At 71.6% G+C, this 17,952-nt stretch carries 12 protein-coding genes, 1 pseudogene and 1 riboswitch; of the genes and pseudogenes, 5 read left to right on the top strand and 8 right to left on the bottom strand.

Going from position 1 to position 17,952, the window contains the following annotated elements; all coding sequences use genetic code 11:
• Positions 1–8: 8 nt before the first annotated feature.
• Entirely contained in the window at positions 9–1,979 is a 1,971-nt protein-coding gene (locus H9L17_RS05275; RefSeq protein WP_187571296.1) for an AsmA family protein, read from the bottom strand.
• Positions 1,980–2,082: 103 nt separating this feature from the next.
• Positions 2,083–3,684 (bottom strand): peptide chain release factor 3, encoded by a 1,602-nt coding sequence (locus H9L17_RS05270; protein WP_187571295.1) that lies wholly within the window; start codon positions 3,682–3,684, stop codon positions 2,083–2,085.
• Positions 3,685–3,848: 164 nt separating this feature from the next.
• Here H9L17_RS05270 and H9L17_RS05265 point away from each other — a divergent pair, with 164 nt between their 5' ends.
• Positions 3,849–4,940 carry an HDOD domain-containing protein gene (locus H9L17_RS05265; protein ID WP_187571294.1) on the top strand — a complete coding sequence of 364 codons (1,092 nt, stop codon included), beginning with the start codon at positions 3,849–3,851 and terminating at the stop codon, positions 4,938–4,940.
• Positions 4,941–4,965: 25 nt separating this feature from the next.
• Here the strand turns inward: H9L17_RS05265 and H9L17_RS05260 are convergent, their stop codons facing one another.
• Positions 4,966–5,757 (bottom strand): M23 family metallopeptidase, encoded by a 792-nt coding sequence (locus tag H9L17_RS05260; RefSeq protein WP_187571293.1) that lies wholly within the window; start codon positions 5,755–5,757, stop codon positions 4,966–4,968.
• A gap of 103 nt (positions 5,758–5,860) precedes the next feature.
• Positions 5,861–5,980, top strand: a riboswitch (SAM riboswitch).
• 96 nt (positions 5,981–6,076) lie between these two features.
• Between H9L17_RS05260 and metX the strand changes: the two genes are divergently transcribed.
• The 3 genes and pseudogenes from metX to H9L17_RS05245 all read left to right on the top strand — a co-directional run.
• Positions 6,077–7,129 carry a homoserine O-succinyltransferase MetX gene (gene metX, locus H9L17_RS05255; protein ID WP_246455168.1) on the top strand — a complete coding sequence of 351 codons (1,053 nt, stop codon included), beginning with the start codon at positions 6,077–6,079 and terminating at the stop codon, positions 7,127–7,129.
• Positions 7,130–7,200: 71 nt separating this feature from the next.
• The gene (locus H9L17_RS05250; protein ID WP_187571291.1) at positions 7,201–8,406 is read left to right on the top strand and encodes an O-succinylhomoserine (thiol)-lyase; all 1,206 of its coding nucleotides are present in this window, start codon (positions 7,201–7,203) and stop codon (positions 8,404–8,406) included.
• Positions 8,403–9,476: pseudogene (locus tag H9L17_RS05245) on the top strand (homoserine dehydrogenase family protein); the annotation flags it as partial. The gene H9L17_RS05250 and the pseudogene H9L17_RS05245, both read left to right, overlap by 4 nt.
• Before the next feature lie 8 nt (positions 9,477–9,484).
• Here the strand turns inward: H9L17_RS05245 and H9L17_RS05240 are convergent.
• The 3 genes from H9L17_RS05240 to H9L17_RS05230 all read right to left on the bottom strand — a co-directional run bounded on the left by H9L17_RS05240 (position 9,485) and on the right by H9L17_RS05230 (position 16,306).
• Positions 9,485–11,665 carry a putative bifunctional diguanylate cyclase/phosphodiesterase gene (locus H9L17_RS05240; RefSeq protein WP_187571289.1) on the bottom strand — a complete coding sequence of 727 codons (2,181 nt, stop codon included), beginning with the start codon at positions 11,663–11,665 and terminating at the stop codon, positions 9,485–9,487.
• 4 nt (positions 11,666–11,669) lie between these two features.
• A complete protein-coding gene (locus tag H9L17_RS05235) occupies positions 11,670–14,780 on the bottom strand; it encodes a ligand-binding sensor domain-containing diguanylate cyclase (protein ID WP_187571288.1) in 3,111 nt (1,036 codons plus the stop codon).
• Between the two features lie 128 nt (positions 14,781–14,908).
• Positions 14,909–16,306, bottom strand: coding sequence for an L-serine ammonia-lyase (locus tag H9L17_RS05230; protein ID WP_187571287.1), 1,398 nt, complete (start codon positions 16,304–16,306; stop codon positions 14,909–14,911).
• 73 nt (positions 16,307–16,379) lie between these two features.
• On the opposite strand from H9L17_RS05230, the gene H9L17_RS05225 reads away from it, so the two are divergent.
• Entirely contained in the window at positions 16,380–16,610 is a 231-nt protein-coding gene (locus H9L17_RS05225) for a glutaredoxin family protein (RefSeq protein WP_187571286.1), read from the top strand.
• Positions 16,611–16,719: 109 nt separating this feature from the next.
• Here H9L17_RS05225 and H9L17_RS05220 read toward each other — a convergent pair whose 3' ends face one another.
• Both H9L17_RS05220 and H9L17_RS05215 read right to left on the bottom strand, forming a co-directional pair.
• Positions 16,720–17,265: a YceI family protein gene (locus H9L17_RS05220; RefSeq protein ID WP_187571285.1), complete on the bottom strand. Its 546-nt coding sequence runs from the start codon at positions 17,263–17,265 to the stop codon at positions 16,720–16,722.
• Complete coding sequence (locus H9L17_RS05215; protein ID WP_187571284.1) at positions 17,265–17,849, bottom strand: cytochrome b; 585 nt, start codon at positions 17,847–17,849, stop codon at positions 17,265–17,267. The genes H9L17_RS05220 and H9L17_RS05215 overlap by 1 nt, the downstream gene beginning before the upstream one ends.
• Between the last annotated feature and the right edge of the window lie 103 nt (positions 17,850–17,952).

The raw sequence follows: 17,952 nt of genomic DNA, 5'->3' as shown, positions 1-17,952 counted from the left end.
GCCGCGCGTCAGCCCTTGCGCTTTGTCGGCTCGGGCTCGCCGCAGGCCGCGTCTTTCGCATCGCCCACGTCCGTCGTCGCCACCAGCGCGGCGGCCGGCGCGGCCAAGGTCGCCAGCGCCGCGGCGGCGCCGGCGCGCAGGCCGATGCGGCCATAGTCCGGCTTGAACGACGGATGGGTGAAGCGGCCCTGCACGTACAGCGGCGAGCGCAGCGACAGCGGGCTGAAATCCTTGGTCCTGGGCTGGATGGCGAGATCCAGCGTCTCGTCTCGCAGGTTGACGGTGCCGCGACCCTTCAACAGGGTTTCGGTGGTGTCGAACACCAGCTGCCGCGCGCTCATCACGCCGTTGTCCACAGCGAAGTCCGCGCGCACGCAGCGGATCGGGATCTGCTTGTCGTGGGTGAGCTTGATGCGCAGGATGCCGGCCAGGTCCAGCCCCGCGAATTCCATCAGCAGCTTGCTGATCTGGCCCCGGCCCATGCCGGCGCGGGCGTGGCCGCTGGCGCTGCCCAGCATCGCGGCGATCGAGTTGCCCTGGCCCTGCAGGTCGATGTCGGCGTCCACCCGGCCCACCGCGGTCTGCCCCAGCTTCACGCCGGGCATCAGCTGCGGCAGGTCCAGGCCCGAGGCGCCGACGACGGCGTGGGTGCGGATGGGCGCGCCGCGTGCGTCCATCCGCACGTTGGCGCGAACCCGGCCGTCCGCGGCGGTGAAGTCCAGCGGCGCCAGGCGCAGCAGGCCGTCGTCCAGCAGCAGGTGCGCATCCATCTTCTGCAGCGGCAGGCGCGGGGCGTCGATGCGCTCCGCTTGCAGGCGCACGTCGGCGTCCATCGCGCGCAGCTTGTCCAGCCTGTAGGGCGTGGCGGGCAGCAGGCGGTCGCGCGCGGTCTGGTCGGCGGCTTTCGCGCGCAGCTCGGGGTTGCTGGATTCGCCGGGGCTGGGCGCGCCGCCCACGAAGCCGGCGAGGTCGTCGAAGTCCAGCCGGTTCGAGCGCAGGTCGGCCACCAGCCGCGGCCGCGCGCCGCCGGTGGTCACCGCGGCGCTGCCGCGCAGGTCGCTGTCGCCGACCTTGCCGGTGAAGCCGTCGTAGTGCCAGGTGGTGGTGCGGCCGCCGAGATCGCGGGTCAGCCGCCCGTCCAGCGCGTACGGCGGGGTGTCCGGAGTGACCACGCCGATCAGCGGGTAGAGATCGGCCAGGTTCTTGCCGGACAACGCCAGGCGCAGGTCGAAGTCGCGGAAATGCAGCGGATCGGTCAGCGTGCCGCGCGCATGCGCGCGGGTGGCGCCGGCACGGGCGCGCGCGTCGATGCGGTAGGGGCGCGCCGCGTCGCGCAGTTCCAGTGGCGACTCCGCCGTGCCTTCCAGCGCGAACGCGTTGCCGGCCCAATGCCCGCCGCCGGTGACGGCGATGGGCGCCTCGGCGTCGTCCGGGCCGCGCTTGCCGCTGTCGAGCTTGAAGCGCACGTCGGTCTTGTTCGCCGGGTCCAGGAAGACCAGCTGCCCGGCCTTGACGGTCACGTTGCGGAACTCCGGCAGGCTGCCGGTGCCGCCGCCGCGTTCGAACGTCCAGTTGCCGCTGCCGTCGGCGCGTCGCTCAAGCTGGAGCTGCGCGCCCTGCAAGGCGATCCGCGGAATGACCGCGTGCCGCCGCAGCAGCGGCCACAGGCGCAGGTCGAACGCTAGCCGGTCGATGCGTGCGAACTGCGGCGCCTGCGCCCACGGCGCATTGGCCATGCGCAGCCCGTCGGCGCGGATGGTGGCGGTGCGGCCCAGGTCCACGTCGAGGTCGCCGTCGATATGGAATTCGCGGCCGGTGCGCGCGGTGACGATGCGTTCGATCGGGCGCTTGAACCAGTTCCAGTCCCACAGCAACAGCAGCACGACGAGGGCGAGCGCCGCCACCGCCAGCGCGGTGCGAAGCGGGTGGCGCGACAGCGTCGCGCCGATGGAACGGGAAGGCGGCGGCGGAGTGGGCATGCGTCCACCGTCGCGACCCTGCGGTCAATGCGGGGTGAAAACCGCCTTCATTCCGTCGGGCTGCGTTCAGCCTGACGGCGCAACGGACGCCGCGCCGCGTGCGTCACTCCGCCTGCGCGTACGCGTGTTCCCGCGTCGCCAGGAACTCCACCGCCGGCGCCCGCTCCTGCGCCAGTTGCAGGTTGACCCGGCTGGGCGCGAGATAGACCAGCTCGCCGGCGGCGTCGATGGCGAGGTTCATCGCGTTCTTCTCGCGGAACTCCTCCAGCTTCTTCGCATCGTTGCAGCGGATCCAGCGCGCGGTCGCCACGCCCACCTGCTCGAACGCGGCTTCCACGCCGTACTCGTCCTTCAGGCGATACGCGGCCACGTCGAACTGCAGCACGCCGACCGCGCCGAGGATCAGGTCGTTGCTCATCAGCGGCTTGAAGAACTGGGTCGCGCCTTCTTCCGACAATTGCGCCAGACCCTTCTGCAACTGCTTGAGCTTGAGCGGGTCGCGCAGGCGCGCGCGGCGGAACAGTTCCGGCGCGAAGCTGGGGATGCCGGTGAAGCTGAGCTGCTCGCCTTCGCTGAAGGTGTCGCCGATGGAGATGGTGCCGTGGTTGTGGATGCCGATCACGTCGCCCGGGAAGGCGCTCTCGGCGATCTCGCGGTCGGAGGCCATGAAGGTCAGCGCGTTCGCCAGCTTCACTTCCTTGCCGCTGCGAACGTGGAAGGCTTTCATGCCGGCGCTGAACTTGCCCGAGCACACGCGCATGAACGCGACGCGGTCGCGGTGCATCGGGTCCATGTTGGCCTGGATCTTGAACACGAAGCCGGTCAGCTTCGGCTCGGTCGCCGCGACCTCGCGGGTGGTGGTGGCGCGCGTGCCGGGCGCGGGCGCGTGCTCGACGAAGAAGTCCAGCAGCGGCTGCACGCCGAAGTTGTTGACGCCGGAGCCGAAGAACACCGGCGACTGCTGGCCGGCCAGATAGGCGTCCTGGTCGAACGGGTGCGAGGCGCCCTGCACCAGTTCCAGCTGCTCGCGCAGTTCGGCCAGCATCGGCGCACCGATGGCGGCCTCCACGCCCGGATCGTCGATGGACGGGAAGATGGTGGAATCCTGGCGGGTGAAGTTGCGGCCGGGCTCGTACAGATGCACTTCGCCGGTGACCAGATGCACCACGCCTTTCAGCCGCTGGCCCATGCCGATCGGCCAGGTCACCGGCGCGCACTGGATGCCGAGCACGGATTCGATCTCGTCCAGCAGCTCGATGGGGTCCTTGCCCTCGCGGTCGAGCTTGTTGACGAAGGTCATGATCGGCGTGTCGCGCAGGCGGCACACCTCCATCAGTTTGATGGTGCGTTCCTCCACGCCCTTGGCGACGTCGATCACCATCAGCGCGCTGTCCACCGCGGTGAGCACGCGGTAGGTGTCCTCGCCGAAGTCGGCGTGGCCGGGCGTGTCCAGCAGGTTGACGATGCGGCCCTCGTACGGGAACTGCATCACCGAGCTGGTGACGGAAATCCCGCGCTCCTTCTCCAGCGCCATCCAGTCGGACGTCGCGTGGCGGGCGGCCTTGCGGCCCTTGACCGAACCGGCCATCTGGATCGCGCCCCCGAACAGCAGCAGCTTTTCGGTGAGCGTGGTCTTGCCGGCGTCGGGATGGGAGATGATGGCGAAAGTGCGACGGCGCGCAGCTTCGGAACTGACTTCTGACATTGCGAAATTATACCGGCGGGGGCAGCATGGCCGCAGGGGGCCGGCGACGTCCGGTTTTCGCGTTCGTTCCGGTGTAGCGAGGCGGCACGTGCCGTGCGGGATTCCCGCGCCGGGCCGCCGACGTTGCTGCCGCCGGAAGGCTGATCTGCTGAAAGGGTGTCGTAGTGCGCATAGTCATTGTCGGTGAGGATGCGGGCCGGGCGGCGGAGTTCGATGGGCTGCTGGCCGATTTCGGGCTGGACTGGACGATCGAATGGCTGCCGGAAGGCGCGTCGGTGGAGCCGGACATGCCGGCGTTCGACGTGTTCGTCTGCGGGCTGCGGCCGGGCCCGGTCGGCGGGCCGGAGCTGCTGGCGCGGGTGGCCGCGCTGTTCCCGCAGGCGGTGCGCATCCTGCTGCTGGACCAGTCGCAGGACGAGGCCGGCGCCGACGTGGCGCAGGGGCTGGACGGCGCGCACCGCGTGCTGGGCCGGCCGCTGGACCCGGACCAACTGGTGGCGGCGGTGGAAAGCGTCATCGACCTGCGCGAACTGCTCGACAACGAAGCGCTCAAGCGCACGCTGGGCGGGGTCAGCTCGCTGCCGCCGCCGCCGAAGCTCTATCTCCAGCTGACCCGCCTGCTGCGCGACCCGGAGGCCAGCAACCAGGCCATCGCTCAGGCGCTGTCGCAGGACCCGGCGATCGCCGCCAAGGTGCTGCGCCTGTGCAATTCCGCGTATTTCTCCGGCGGGCGCGAGATCAGCGACATGCGCTCGGCGGTGCTGCGGCTGGGCCACCAGGCGCTGCTGCGGCTGGTGCTGACCATCGAGGCGTTCGGCGGGCAGGGCGCCAGCAGCAAGCAGCGCGAAGAGGTGCAGGATCGCGCCCTGCGCACGTCCAATCTGGCGCGCAAGCTGCTGCCGGGCTCCAGCGCCGAGCTGGCCGCCACCGCCGGCCTGCTGGCCGAGGTGGGGCGCCTGCTGCCGGGCGTGGCGGCAGGCGACGGCGGCGAGGGACTGAATTACGCCGAAGCCGGCGCCTACCTGCTCGGCCTGTGGGGCCTGCCGATGCCGATCGTGGAGGCCGTGGCCTACCAGCAGCGGCCCGGGCAGATGCGCACCGGCGGCTTCTGGGTGACCGGCGCGGTGCACGTCGCCACCGCGCTGGTGGCGGAGCGCGAACCCGACCAGGACTACCTGCGCTCGGTGGGCATGCTGGACAAGCTGCCGCAGTGGCGCGAGATGGTGGAGCCGTCGGCGCTGGACGAGGTGGCCTGAGCGCCGCCGGTTCGCCGCGGGCGGGTCACTCCGCCAGCCCGCGCATGCGGAAGCGGATCGACTGCAGCTGCATTCCCCGGTTCACCTGCACCGCGAAGTGCAGGTGCGGCGCGGTGCTGTAGCCGGTATTGCCGGACAGGCCGATGCGCTGGCCGGCCTCCACCCGTTCTCCCGCGCGCACCTGCATCCCGCCTTCGGCCAGATGCGCGTACAGCGCCATGCTGCCGTCGTCGTGCAGGATGCGGATGAAGTTGGCGCGCCCGCCGTCGTGCGCGTAGTCCAGCCCGTGGCCGCGATAACCGTCCTGCACCTGCATCACGATGCCGGCGCGGGCGGCCAGCACCGGTGTGCCGACCGGAGCGGCGAAATCCAGCGCGTAGCGGTTTTCCGCGTCCCGGTGGCTGAACTCGCCCTCGAAGCCCTGGTCGATGCGCGCGTCCGGCTGCGCCAGCGGCGGCAGGTAGAGAACGTCGCGCGGCCGCGCGTTGGAACTGCCGGGCACGCCGCGCAGGCGCAGCCGCATCCAGCCCTCGCGCCCGCCCGGCGTCTGCAGGCGCGCCACCAGCGCGCTGCCGCCGGCCGGCACCCCGGCGCGCGCGGGCAGCGCCGGCTGGCTGGGCGGCGGTTCGCCGCCGGCGACGTCCAGTCGGACTTCGATCGGGCCGGCCAGCAGGTTGTCCGCCCAGGCCAGGTATTCGCCGTCGGCCGGTTCGATGCGCAGGCGGACGATCTCCGCCTGCGCGTCGCGCCCGCCGTCGCCTGCGACGGCGACGGCGCACAGACAGGCGAGCAGCAGGAGAGGCGACAGGCGGGGCATCGGGGAAGTATGCCGAATGCCCGCTTATGACGAACTGTTATTTACATCGCTCAATCCGGATAAAGAGATTGACATGCCGCCGGGGCATGTCCAGACTGGCCGCCATCCATCGAGACCGGCGGAGGGACAGGCCCTTTGATGCCGGGGCAACCTGACGACAGCGCAAGCCGTCGGCGAGGTGCCAAATCCTGCGGGGACCTGAGCGTCTGCCGGAAGATGGTTGCGATGCCGCCCCGCGCGGCCCGCGACGCCGACCCGTCGGCCTTCTTCCCGCATCCCCCGCGCGACTCCGATGGGCCGTCCATCGCCGGAGTCCGCCGTGAACCTTGCCGAACGCATCGAAGCCCCTCGCCAGCCCCTCCCCCGGGCGACGGATGCGCTGCGTCCGGCCACGGCGGCTGCGGCGGCGGTCGAGGCCGACCGCGGCAGTCTCGATGTGGTGCTCGCCCTGCGCCACGCCGGCGCGCGCCGGCTGAAGCTGAACTACGAACTGGTCGGTCCGGCCGGCGCGCCGGTGGTGTTCGTGGCCGGCGGGATCTCCGCGCATCGCCACGTCGCCGCCAACGCGCTGGATCGCTGTCCCGGCTGGGCGGAAGGCCTGCTGGACGCGGGCCGCACGCTGGACCCGGCGAAGCTGCGCATCCTCGCCTTCGACTACGTCGGCGCCGACGGCGGCATCGATGCGCCGATCGACACCGCCGACCAGGCCGACGCCGTCGCCCTGCTGCTGGACGCGCTCGGCATCGACGCGCTGGAAGGCTACGTCGGCTATTCCTACGGTGCGCTGGTCGGCCTGCAGCTGGCGGTGCGGCATCCGCAGCGGCTGCGCCGGCTGGTCGCGGTCAGCGGCGTGCATCGCCCGCATCCCTATGCCGCCGCATGGCGCGCCTTGCAACGCAAGGCAGTGGCGCTGGGCCGCCTGCAGTGCGCGGACGAGCAGGGGCTGTCGTTGGCGCGACAGTTCGCGATGCTGAGCTACCGCACGCCGGAGGAGTTCGCCGAGCGCTTCGACGCGCCGCCGGACATCTGCAACGGGCAGGTGCGGGTGGCCGCCGAGGATTACCTGGAGGCCGCCGGCGCGAAGTTCGTCGCGCGTGTGACCGCCACCGCCTGGCTGCGGCTGTCCGAATCCATCGACCTGCACCGGGTCGATCCCGCGCAGGTCGGCGTGCCGGTGTCGGTGATCGCGGTCGAGGGCGACCGGCTGGTGCCGATGGCCGATGCGGTGGAACTGATCGAAGGGCTCGGCGGCCGCGGCCGGCTGCGCGTGCTGCGTTCCTCCTTCGGCCACGACGCTTTCCTCAAGGAAACCGACCGCATCGACGCGCTGCTGGCCGGCGAGCTGTTCGGCGCCGCCGCGCGCCGCGCCTGATTTCCGCATTCCTCATTCCACGCATCCACTTTCACGCATCCACTTTCACGCATCCACCGGAGTTCCCCCGCATGAGCACTGACACCCAGGACAGCCGCGCCGCCACCCGCGCGGTGCGCGCCGGCATCGACCGCGACACCGCCTTCGGCGCGGTGACCCCGCCGCTGGTGCTGTCGAGCAACTTCAGCTTCGCCGGCTTCAACGACAAGCGCACCTACGACTACACCCGCAGCGGCAATCCCACCCGCGACCTGCTGGGCGAGGCGCTGGCCGAGCTGGAAGGCGGCGCCGGCGGCGTCATCACCGCCACCGGCATGGGCGCGGTGACGCTGGTGCTGAACGCGCTGCTGCAGCCGGGCGACGTGCTGGTGGTGCCGCACGATTGCTACGGCGGCAGCTGGCGGCTGTTCAACGCGCTGGCGAAGAAGGGCGCGTTCGAACTGGCGACCTGCGATCTCACCGATCCGCGCGCGCTGGCCGAGGTGCTGGCGCGCGCGCCGAAGCTGGTGTGGATCGAGACGCCATCCAATCCGCTGCTGCGCATCACCGACCTGCGCTTCGTGATCGACGCCGCGCACAAGGCCGGCGCGCTAGCGGTGGTGGACAACACCTTCCTGTCGCCGGCGCTGCAGCGGCCGATCGCCGATTTCGGCGCGGACGCGGTGGTGCATTCGACGACCAAGTACATCAACGGCCACAGCGACGTGGTCGGCGGCGCGGCGGTGGCGAAGCACGCCTCGATCCACGAGCAGTTCGCGTGGTGGGCCAACGCGCTGGGCCTGACCGGCTCGCCGTTCGACAGCTTCCTCACCCTGCGCGGCCTGCGCACGCTGGACGCGCGCCTGCGCGTGCACCAGGAGAACGCGGCGGCGGTGGCGGCATTGCTGGATGGCCATGCGGCGGTGCGCGCGGTGCATTATCCGGGGCTGACGTCGCATCCGGGCCACGCGCTGGCGGCGCGCCAGCAGCACGGCTTCGGCGCGATGCTGAGCGTCGAGCTGGACGGAGGCGAGGCGGCGGTGCGCGCCTTCGTCGACGGACTGCGCTACTTCACCCTGGCCGAATCGCTGGGCGGCGTGGAAAGCCTGGTCGCGCATCCGGCCACCATGACCCACGCGGCGATGAGCGCGGAAGCGCGCGCTGCGGCCGGCATTTCCGACGGGTTGCTGCGGCTGTCGGTGGGCATCGAGCACGCCGACGATCTGGTCGCCGACCTCGCCGCCGCGCTGGAGCGCGCGCAGGCCGCGTGTCCGGGCAAACGCCAGGACGCGAAGTGAGCGCGCGGGTCGCGACGCTGCGCGCGTCGTCGTCGGCGCGGGTGGCGCTGCTCGGCACCGGCACGGTGGGCAGCGCGGTCTGGGCGCGGCTGGCGGACTGGCAGGGCACGCCGCTCGGCCAACGCCTGTCGCTGGTGCACGCGGCCAATTCGCGCTTCGCGCTGGGCAATCCGGCCGGCATCCCCAGCGACGCCGGCGAACTGCTGCTGCAGCATTCGCCGCAGGCCAGCTCGCTGGACGCGGTGGAGGAGGCGCTGGCCGGCCGCGGCACCCGCATCGTGCTCGACGCCACCGCGTCGGACGACGTGGCCGACCGCCACGCGCACTGGCTGGCGCGCGGCATCCACGTGGTCACCGCCTGCAAGCTGGGGCAGGGCACGTCGCTGGCGCGCTGGCAGGCCATCCAGGCCGCGCGCCGGGCCGGCGGCACCCGCTACGGCGACAGCGCCACGGTCGGCGCGGGCCTGCCGATTCTGCGCTCGCTGCGCGCGTTGCAGGACGGCGGCGACCGCATCCACGCCATCGCCGGCGTGTTGTCCGGCTCGCTGGCCTGGCTGTTCAACCAGTACGACGGCCTGCGCCCGTTCTCCGGCTTCGTCCGGCAGGCGCGCGACGCCGGCTATACCGAACCCGACCCGCGCGAGGACCTGTCCGGCGAGGACGTGCGCCGCAAGCTGCTGATCCTGGCGCGCGCCTCGGGCTTCCCGCTGGAGGCCGATGCGGTGCGGGTGGAGTCGCTGGTGCCGCCCGCGCTGGCGGCGCTGCCGCGCGATGAGCTGGATGCCGCGCTGCCGGCGCTCGACGCGCCGCTGCGCGAACGCTACGCCGCCGCCTACAAGGACGGCGCGAAGCTGCGCTTCGTCGCGCGGCTGCACGCGGACGGCCGCGCCACGGTGGGGCTGGAAGCCTTGCCCGCCGACCATCCGCTGGTCGGCGGCGGCGGCACCGACAACCGGGTGGCGATCTGGTCGGACCGCTATCCGCAGCAGCCGCTGGTCGTGCAGGGGCCGGGCGCGGGCGCCGGCGTCACCGCGGCGGCGCTGCTGGACGACGCGCTGGCGATCCAGGCGGACGCCGCTCAGGCCGGCATGCCGAAGAAATCGCCGACCGGCACCGGGCGCTGGAACACGTAGCCCTGCGCGCAGTCCACCCGCAGCGCCTGCAACTGCTCCAGCTGCGCCTCGGTTTCGACCTGTTCGCCCACCGCGCGCATCTCCAGCAGATGCGCGATCTCGGTGATCGAACGCACCACCGCTTCCGACAGCCGTGAATCGGCCAGGCTGCGGACGAAGCTGCCGTCGATCTTCAGGTAGTCCACCTGCAGGTCGCGCAGGTAGCTGAACGAGCAGAAGCCGGTGCCGAAGTCGTCCAGCGCGAAGCGGCAGCCGAGGTCGCGCATGCGGGCGATGAAGCGGCGGGTGCGGGTGAGGTCGCGCACCACGCTGGTCTCGGTGATCTCCAGGCACAGCTGCCCCGGCTGCAGGGTGCTGCGGCGGAACCGCTCGGCCACGTACTCGGCGAACTCCTCGTCGACCAGGGTGGCCGCGCCGAGGTTGATGCCGCACTGCTCGACCAGCGGCACCGCCTGCGGGTGCGCCTCGAACCAGTCCAGCACCGCGTCCAGCACGTAGCGGTCCAGGCGCGGGCCCAGCCGGTAGCGTTCGGCGGCGGCGATCAGGGCCGCCGGCGGGCGCAGCCGGCCCTCGCCGTCGCGCCAGCGCAGCAGCACCTCGAAATGCGCCTGTCCCGCGCCCGGCGCGTGCAGGTCCACGATCGGCTGGCACCACAGCTCGAAGCGGCGCTGGTCCAGCGCCTCGCGCGCGTCCAGCGCGTTGCGCATCATCCGGCTGCGGCTGCGCAGGCTTTCGGCGTTCTGCCCGGCGACCAGCAGGCGGTTGCCGCCGAGATCCTTGGCCTCGTGGCAGGCGGTGTCCACCTTCGACAGCAGTTCGTCGAAGCTCGCGTGCGGCGGCTGGCTGGAGGCGAGACCAATGCTGGCGGTGGCGCGCAGGTTGCCGCCCTGCCACGCCACCCGCATGTCCTCGATCCGCTCCAGCAGGCGGCGCCCCGCCGCGGCCGCCGTTTCCGCGTCCTGCGGGGCGAGGATGGTGAACTCGTCGCCGCCGCTGTGCGCGGCCAGCGCGCCGTCGTCGAAACCGTCGCGCACCAGCCCCGCCACGTGGCGCAGCATCTCGTCGCCGGCGGCATGGCTGGTGGCGTCGTTGACCAGCTTGAAGTTGTCCAGGTCGACGTACAGCAGCGTCTGCGGGCCGGCGTTGCGGGACAGCCGGGCGCGGGCGCGCTCCTCGAACGCATCGCGGTTGAGCAGGCCGGTCAGCGGATCGAACGTGGCGCGGACGTGCAGCGCCGCCATGGTCTCCGCGCGCTCGTGGTAGGACGCCACCAGCAGGATCGGGATCAGCGAATTCACGATCAGCGTGCTCATCACCTGCAGGGTGTCGCTCAGCAGCTCGGGGCGGTTGAAGCCGCCCAGGCCGATGCCCACGGTCAGCCCCAGCGTGACGGTGACGGCCATCGCCGCCACCGCGGTGAACAGCGGCGGAAAGCGCGCGGCCGACCACAGCAGCAGCGCCAGCGGCAGGGTGGCGACCGACAGCGGATACAGGCTGCCGTCGTGGACGATCGCCATGCCGCCGACCAGCGCCAGCAGCATCGCCACGATCCACGTCGCGCGTTCGCGCACGCTGGCGACCACCGGCAGCGGCGGTGCGATCCGCATGTGGCGAGCGAACAGCAACAGCAGGCAGGGCGTGGTGGCGGTGACGCCGAGCAGGTCGCCGAGCGCCCATTGCAGGTAGACGCGCGGCAGTTCCCCGGCGCTCGCCATGCCGGCGATGTACATCCCGAGCGTGCCGGTGAGAGCGCTGACCAGGCACAGCAGCACGCCGCCGCGCAGCAGCAGGAAGCCGTCGCTGATGCGCAGCCGCAACCGTGGCTGGCGGCTGGCCACGTAGGCGCAGGCGGCCAGGGTGCCGAAGAAGTTGCCGGACACCGAGAACGGCAGGAACGCCAGCGGCACCGGCAGCACCAGCAGGTGCAGCAGCAGCTGCGCGGCGGGGATGGCGAGCGCGTAGCGCAGGCCGTAGCGCAGCACCATCGCGTAGCCGATGCCGGCGGCGGGCCAGAACAGGGTGACGTCGGCCGGCGTGCGCAGGTACAGCAGGGCGATCACGGCGCCGGCGAAATACAGGCCGGTCAGCAGCACTCCACGCAACGCGGTGGCCACTGCGCTTCGCATGCCGTCATCCCTGGCCCAGGGACGGAGGCGCCGCGCGCGTCCGCTCCGATGGCGGGTCCGCCGGCTGGCGGTTGCCGTCGCCGAACAGCTCCAGCAGGCCGCTGTCCAGCAGCTGGCGCGGATTGCCCTGGAACGCCGAAAGGTCGGCCGGCAGGCGCGCATCCGGCCGCGGGCGGCAGGCCATCCAGCCGTTGCGGCCGGTGGTCTTGACCCGGTACATGGCGCGGTCGGCCAGGGTGACCAGCTGCTCCCAGTCGAGCAGGTGCGGGTGGTCCGGGAACAGCGGGCATTCGACCAGGCCGACCGATACCGTCAGCCGGTGCTCCACGCCGTTGCCGAGGTCGAACACGTGCCCGGAGATGCGCGAGCACAGGCGCTCGCCGATCTGCGCCAGGCTGCCGCGCGCCAGCGGGCGCAGCACCAGCAGGAACTCCTCGCCGCCCCAGCGCGCCACGTAGTCGCCGCTGCGCTTCAACTCGCCCAGTAGCTGGCCGAGCTGTTCCAGCACGCGGTCGCCGGCGGCGTGGCCCCAGGTGTCGTTGATCGCCTTGAAATGGTCGACGTCGAGCAGGGCGATGACCACCGCGTCGCGCCCGCTGACATAGGCCGCGTCGCGCTCGTAGAACGACAGGTCGATGGGGAGCTGCTGGGCCAGGTAGCGGCGGTTGTGCAGGCAGGTGAGCGGGTCGGTGAAGCTGATTTCCTTGAGCCGGGCGTTGGCGGCCTGCAGGTCGCGGGTGCGCTCCTGCACCAGCTGCTCCAGCACCATCCGCTGGCGCGCGTAGCGGTGGCGCAGGCCGAGGTAGCCCAGCCATACCAGCGATACCGCGAACAGCCCGGCCAGCAGGCGGAAGGCAAGGGTTTCGTGCAGGTGCGGCGGCAGCTCCAGCTGCATCCGCGCCGCGCCGGCCAGCGGGTTGGGGCGGGCGAAGTCGGCGACCTCGAAGGTGTAGCGGCCCGGCGGCAGGTTGACGTAGCTGGCCGAGCGCAGGGTCGGATTGTCCAGCTCGCGCCAGCCTTCGTCGTAGCCGTCCAGGTGGTAGCGCAGCTGCGGCATCTGGGTGGGCTGGAAGGCGGGGACGGTGAATTCGAAGCGCAGGTCGCGCGCGTCCAGCGGCAGCCGCGCGACGCCCTTGCCGGGTTCGTGCGGCTGGCCCTGCGCCAGCACGCGTTCGATCCGCACCTGCCTCGGCTCGCCGCCGGTGGCGGCTTCCAGCTTGACCTGCAGCGCGCCTTCGCGGGTCGGCAGCCACAGCTGCCCGTCCTGCAGCAGGCCGCGGCTGTTGCCCGAGCCGTTGCAGCATTTGTCCTGCTGGCCGCCGGGCCGGTCGAAGCCGGAATTGATGACCAGCTGCGGGTTCAGCCGCGCCTGCGGGTCCTTCAGCGCGGCGTCGAGCTGCGCCAGCGGCAGCCGGTAGACGCCCTGCATGCCGGCCACCCACAGGTTGCCGGCGTCCTCGGCGAGGAAGAACGGCGCGTTGGTGGGCAGGTTGCGGCGGTTGCCCAGCGCGTGCCAGCGCTTGCCGTCGAAGACGTGCAGGTTGTCGCCGTTGCTGGCGCCCACCACCCAGCGCCCGTCCGCGAGTTCGAGGAAGGAGACGACGGCGATGTCGTCGTCGAGGCCGGTCTGGTGGCCGGTCGCCACGATCCTGCCGTCGCGCCATTCGTACAGGCCGCGGGTGGAGCCGATCAGCAGGCGGCCGTCGCGGGTCTCGTGGACGATGCGGATGCGCACGTCGACCAGCCCTTCCGCCTCGCCGTAGCGGACCAGGCGGCTGCCGTCCGGGGCGAGCAGGAACAGGCCGTCGCCGGTGGCGAACCACAGCCGGCCGGCGTGGTCGCGGAGGATGCCGTTGACCTGGATGTTGCGCAGCGCGGCCAGCGCGGGCGGCTCCTCGACCTTGCCGTTGCGCAGCAGCGCGGCGCCGGCGCGGGTGCCGATCCAGAGCCGGCCGGGTTCCGCCAGCAGGCTGTAGGCCTCCGGGTGCGGCAGCTGCGCGCCGCCGACCGCGCGCTGGAAGCGGCCGTCGCGCCACAGGTCCACGCCGTTGCCGCTGCCCACGTACACGCCGCCGCCGGGCGCGGCGGCGATCGACCACAGCAGCAGGTTGGACAGGCCGTAGGCGCCGTCCAGCCGCCGGGTGTAGCCGTTCCAGACCCGCGCCACGCCCTCGGTCTGGCTGCCCAGCCAGAGGTTGCCGTCGTGGTCTTCGTAGATGGAGCGGATGGCAATGCTGCCGGGGACGTTCTGGATGCGTTCGGACGGCTGGGTCGCGTTGCGGTTGATCCGCTCGAGATATTGCGAGGTCGCCACCCACAGGTTGCCGTCGCGGTCGGCGGCCATGGCTTCCACGGTCTGCGCGGCGGAATCCAGCTTGCCGCTGACCGGCAGCCAGGCGCCGCGGTGCAGGCGATACAGGCCGCGGTTGGTGCCGGCCCAAAGCTCGCCGTCGTGCTGCGCCAGCGTGGTGACCGCGCTGCCCGCCGCTGCCGCCGGCAGCGGCAGGGCTTCGACCTTGCCGCCGTCGATCCGCAGCGCCTGGCCGATGCTGCCCACCCACACGCCGTCCTTGCGCACCAGCAGGCTCAGCGCCGGGCCGGACAGGGCCTGCAGGCGCTGCAATTTGTGGCCGTCGGGCGTGTAGAGGCCGTCGGGCCCCGCCACCAGCACGCGCCCCGCCGACATCGCCAGCGCGCGCACCGGGAAGTTGTGGTCGGCCACGCCGCCCGCGGCGGCATGGTCGATCCGGTGGAAGCGTCCGTCCTCCATCACCAGCAGGCCGCGCGAAGTGCCGATCCACAGCCGCCGCTGGTCATCGGCCAGCAGCGCCTGGATGTAGCTGTCCAGGTTGGGCGCTTCCTCCTGGCTGTAACGGCGGAAGCGCACGCCGTCGAAGCGGGCCAGGCCGGCCTGGGTGCCGAACCACAGGTAGCCGTCGGCGTCCTGGGTGATCGCCGGCACGGTGATCTGCGGCAGCCCCTGCTTCACGTCCCAGGTATCGATGACGTAGTCGCGGAACGGCTTGTCGGTCTCCAGCGCGGCCGACGGCAGGGCCGCCGTCAGCGCGAGCAGCAGCGCGCCGCATCGCAGCAGGCGCGCGCAGGCCCGACGCAATCCGGGTACATGACGTGTGGCGGATGGACAAACGATAGAGATTCCCCCCAGGATCTCCCGGCCGGTTCCAGATTACATCCAAACCGGTAGCGGCTCGCAGGGGGGAAACTTGAACGCGATCGCGGTTTTCAGCACTCGATCACGTTGACCGCCAGCCCGCCGCGGCTGGTTTCCTTGTACTTGTCCTGCATGTCGCGGCCGGTGTCGCGCATGGTCTTGATGACCTTGTCCAGCGACACCTTGTGCTGGCCATCGCCGCGCAGGGCCATGCGGCTGGCGTTGATCGCCTTCACCGAGCCCATCGCGTTGCGTTCGATGCAGGGGATCTGCACCAGCCCGCCGATCGGGTCGCAGGTCAGGCCGAGGTTGTGCTCCATGCCGATCTCGGCGGCGTTCTCGACCTGTCCCGGCGTGCCGCCGAGCGCGGCGGTCAGGCCGGCGGCGGCCATCGAGCAGGCCACGCCGACCTCGCCCTGGCAGCCGACCTCGGCGCCGCTGATCGAGGCATTCTCCTTGTAGAGGATGCCGACCGCGGCGGCGGTGAGCAGGAAGGTGAAGATGCCGGCTTCGCGCGCGGCGGCGTCCTTCTCGCTGGCGCAGAAGCGCTCGTAGTAGTGGCCGACGGCGGGCAGGATGCCGGCCGCGCCGTTGGTGGGCGCGGTGACCACGCGGCCGCCGGCGGCGTTCTCCTCGTTCACCGCCAGCGCATAGAGATTCACCCAGTCGAGCACGGTCAGCGGGTCGCGCATCGCCGCCTCCGGCCGCGCCGACAGCTCGGCGTGCAGGGCCGGCGCGCGCCGCGTCACGTGCAGCCCGCCGGGCAGGGTGCCGCCGGCGCGGATGCCGCGCGCCACGCAGGACTGCATCGCCTGCCAGATCTCGCGCAGGCCGGCGCGGATCTCGTCCTCGCCGCGCCAGGCCTTCTCGTTCTCGAACATCAGCTGGGCGATGGTCAGGCCGCTGCGCTGGCATTCGGCCAGCAGCTCCGCGCCGCTGGAGAACGGGTGCGGCAGCGGGGTGGTGTCGGCGACGATGCGGTCTTCCGCCGCCTCGTCCTGGTTGACCACGAAGCCGCCGCCGACCGAGTAGTAATCGCGGGTGGCGATCTCGCCGCCGTCGGCGTCGAAGGCGGTGAAGCGCATGCCGTTGGTGTGGAAGGGCAGCTTCTGCCGCTTGTTCATCACCAGGTCGCGCTTCTCGTCGAAGGCGATGGGGCGGAGGCCGCCGAGGAGGATCCTCTTCTCCGCGCGGATGCGCTCCAGCGCGGCGGGGATGATGTCCGGGTCGATCTCGTTCGGCCAGTGGCCTTCCAGCCCCATCAGCACCGCTTTGTCGGTGCCGTGGCCGCGCCCGGTCAGCGCCAGCGAGCCGAACACCTCGGCGCGTACCCGCGCGGTGCGCTCCAGCGCGCCGTTCTCCACCAGCCAGTGGCTGACGAAGCGGGCGGCGGCGCGCATCGGCCCGACCGTGTGCGAGGAACTGGGACCGATGCCGATCTTGTAGAGGTCGAAGGTGGAAACGGCCATGGTGGCGGAGGCTGCCGGGCGGTGGGGGAACGCTATTCTAGGACGCCGAAGCCCCGCCGAAGGACGCGAGCGTATGGCCCTGATCCTCTACCAGCGCGACCACTGCCACCTGTGCGACCTTGCGCTGGCCGCGCTGGCGGTTGCCCGCGTGCCGGAGTTCGAGAGCGTCTTCATCGACGACGACGACGCGCTGGAAGCGCGCTACGGCCTGCGCGTGCCGGTGTTGCGCGACGATGCGCGCGATGCGGATCTGGATTGGCCGTTCGACGCGGATGGCCTGCGTGGCTTCTGCGGCTTGGAATAGGCGGCCAAACAGCGTTTGACGCGGATCAGAGCGGATGGCGCGGATAGAGCAAGTCCATCTCCGCATTGCTTCTGATCCGTGTCATCCGCTCCGATCCGCGTCAAAAAAGCTACGGCGCCGGTTCGAACACCACCCGCGTGCTGACCGCGATCGCGTTCGGGATCAGCTTGGTGTCCGCCCACTGTCCGCCGCCCACGTCGAAGTCCAGCCGCTGCACCGCGGCGCGGCCGAACAGCACGGGCTTCGCGCCCGGCGTCCATTCGAACGTCAGCGTCACCGGCTTGCCGACGCCGCGCAGGGTCAGCGTGCCGTCGGCAGCGTAGCGGTTGCCGCCCAGCGTGCGGAATTTGGTCGCCACGAAGCTGGCCTGCGGGAACTTCGCCGAATCGAAGAACGAGGCGCCGCGCAGCTCGCCGTCGTACTCCGCGTTGCGGGTGGTGGCGGTGGCCAGCGGGATGCTCACTTCCAGGCGCGATGCGTCCAGCTGCTGCGGATCGAACGACAGCCTGGTCGAAAAGTCGGGGAAGCGGCCGACGAACACCTCGCCCTGGTACTTGCCGGCGAACGCCAGCGTCGAACCGGGCGCCTGCACGTAATCGGCGGCGAGGGCGGGCGTGGACAGGGTCAGCAGGGCCGGCAGCAGCAGCTTGCGCATCAGGGGGTCTCCGGAGTGTCGTTGGCGGGCGCGCGCAGCCAGCCGCGCGGCAGCATGCGGGCGAGGGTGGCATCGCCCAGGAACAGGTGGTGGTAGAGCGCGGCCGCCGCGTGCATCACCACCAGCACGGCCAGCGCCCAGAACAATGCTTCGTGCGTCTGCACGGCCAAGGTATGCAGCGCCTCGTCGCGCGCCGCGATCGACGGCAGGTTGAACAGCCCGAACCATTGCAGCGGAAAGCCCGCGGCGGAGTTCAGCAGCCAGCCGGTCAGCGGCAGCGCCAGCAGCAACACGTACAGCGCCACGTGGGTCGCGCTGGCGATGCGCTCCTGCCAGCGCGGCGTGCCCGTCACCGGCGCCGGCGCGCCCGCATACAGCCGCCAGCCCAGCCGCAGCGCCGCCAGCGCGAAGATGCTCAGGCCGATCGACTTGTGCAGCGCGTAGGTGGCGATCTTGTCCGGCCCGTTGGGCATGTCGCCCATGGTCAGGCCGATCCACGCCATCGCCAGGATCAGCGCGGCGATCAGCCAGTGCAGCGCCTTGCTCAGCGCGGACCAGTCGGTGCGCGGGAATGGGGTCGGCATCGCGGATCGCCTCGGCGTCGAAGGGGATGCGGGGATTCTAGGCGGCGCGCGCGCGGCATGGCGTGCTTGCAACTGCAACGTAGCGTTGCCAGCATCGGCGGCC

Origin of the sequence: Thermomonas brevis (genome assembly GCF_014395425.1) — a bacterium.
In the GTDB taxonomy this organism is placed as follows: domain Bacteria; phylum Pseudomonadota; class Gammaproteobacteria; order Xanthomonadales; family Xanthomonadaceae; genus Thermomonas; species Thermomonas brevis.
Note: the sequence above shows the minus strand (reverse complement) of the source record. Positions and strands in the feature narration are given on the sequence as shown.

What these genes read in the sequence shown, in the direction of transcription:
- H9L17_RS05215 (WP_187571284.1), bottom strand. Translation starts at nt 17,849, where the DNA reads ATGCCGACCCCATTCCCGCGCACCGACTGGTCCGCGCTGAGCAAGGCG.
- H9L17_RS05230 (WP_187571287.1), bottom strand. Translation starts at nt 16,306, where the DNA reads ATGGCCGTTTCCACCTTCGACCTCTACAAGATCGGCATCGGTCCCAGT.
- H9L17_RS05270 (WP_187571295.1), bottom strand. Translation starts at nt 3,684, where the DNA reads ATGTCAGAAGTCAGTTCCGAAGCTGCGCGCCGTCGCACTTTCGCCATC.
- H9L17_RS05220 (WP_187571285.1), bottom strand. Translation starts at nt 17,265, where the DNA reads ATGCGCAAGCTGCTGCTGCCGGCCCTGCTGACCCTGTCCACGCCCGCC.
- H9L17_RS05225 (WP_187571286.1), top strand. Translation starts at nt 16,380, where the DNA reads ATGGCCCTGATCCTCTACCAGCGCGACCACTGCCACCTGTGCGACCTT.
- H9L17_RS05240 (WP_187571289.1), bottom strand. Translation starts at nt 11,665, where the DNA reads ATGCGAAGCGCAGTGGCCACCGCGTTGCGTGGAGTGCTGCTGACCGGC.
- H9L17_RS05275 (WP_187571296.1), bottom strand. Translation starts at nt 1,979, where the DNA reads ATGCCCACTCCGCCGCCGCCTTCCCGTTCCATCGGCGCGACGCTGTCG.
- H9L17_RS05260 (WP_187571293.1), bottom strand. Translation starts at nt 5,757, where the DNA reads ATGCCCCGCCTGTCGCCTCTCCTGCTGCTCGCCTGTCTGTGCGCCGTC.
- H9L17_RS05250 (WP_187571291.1), top strand. Translation starts at nt 7,201, where the DNA reads ATGAGCACTGACACCCAGGACAGCCGCGCCGCCACCCGCGCGGTGCGC.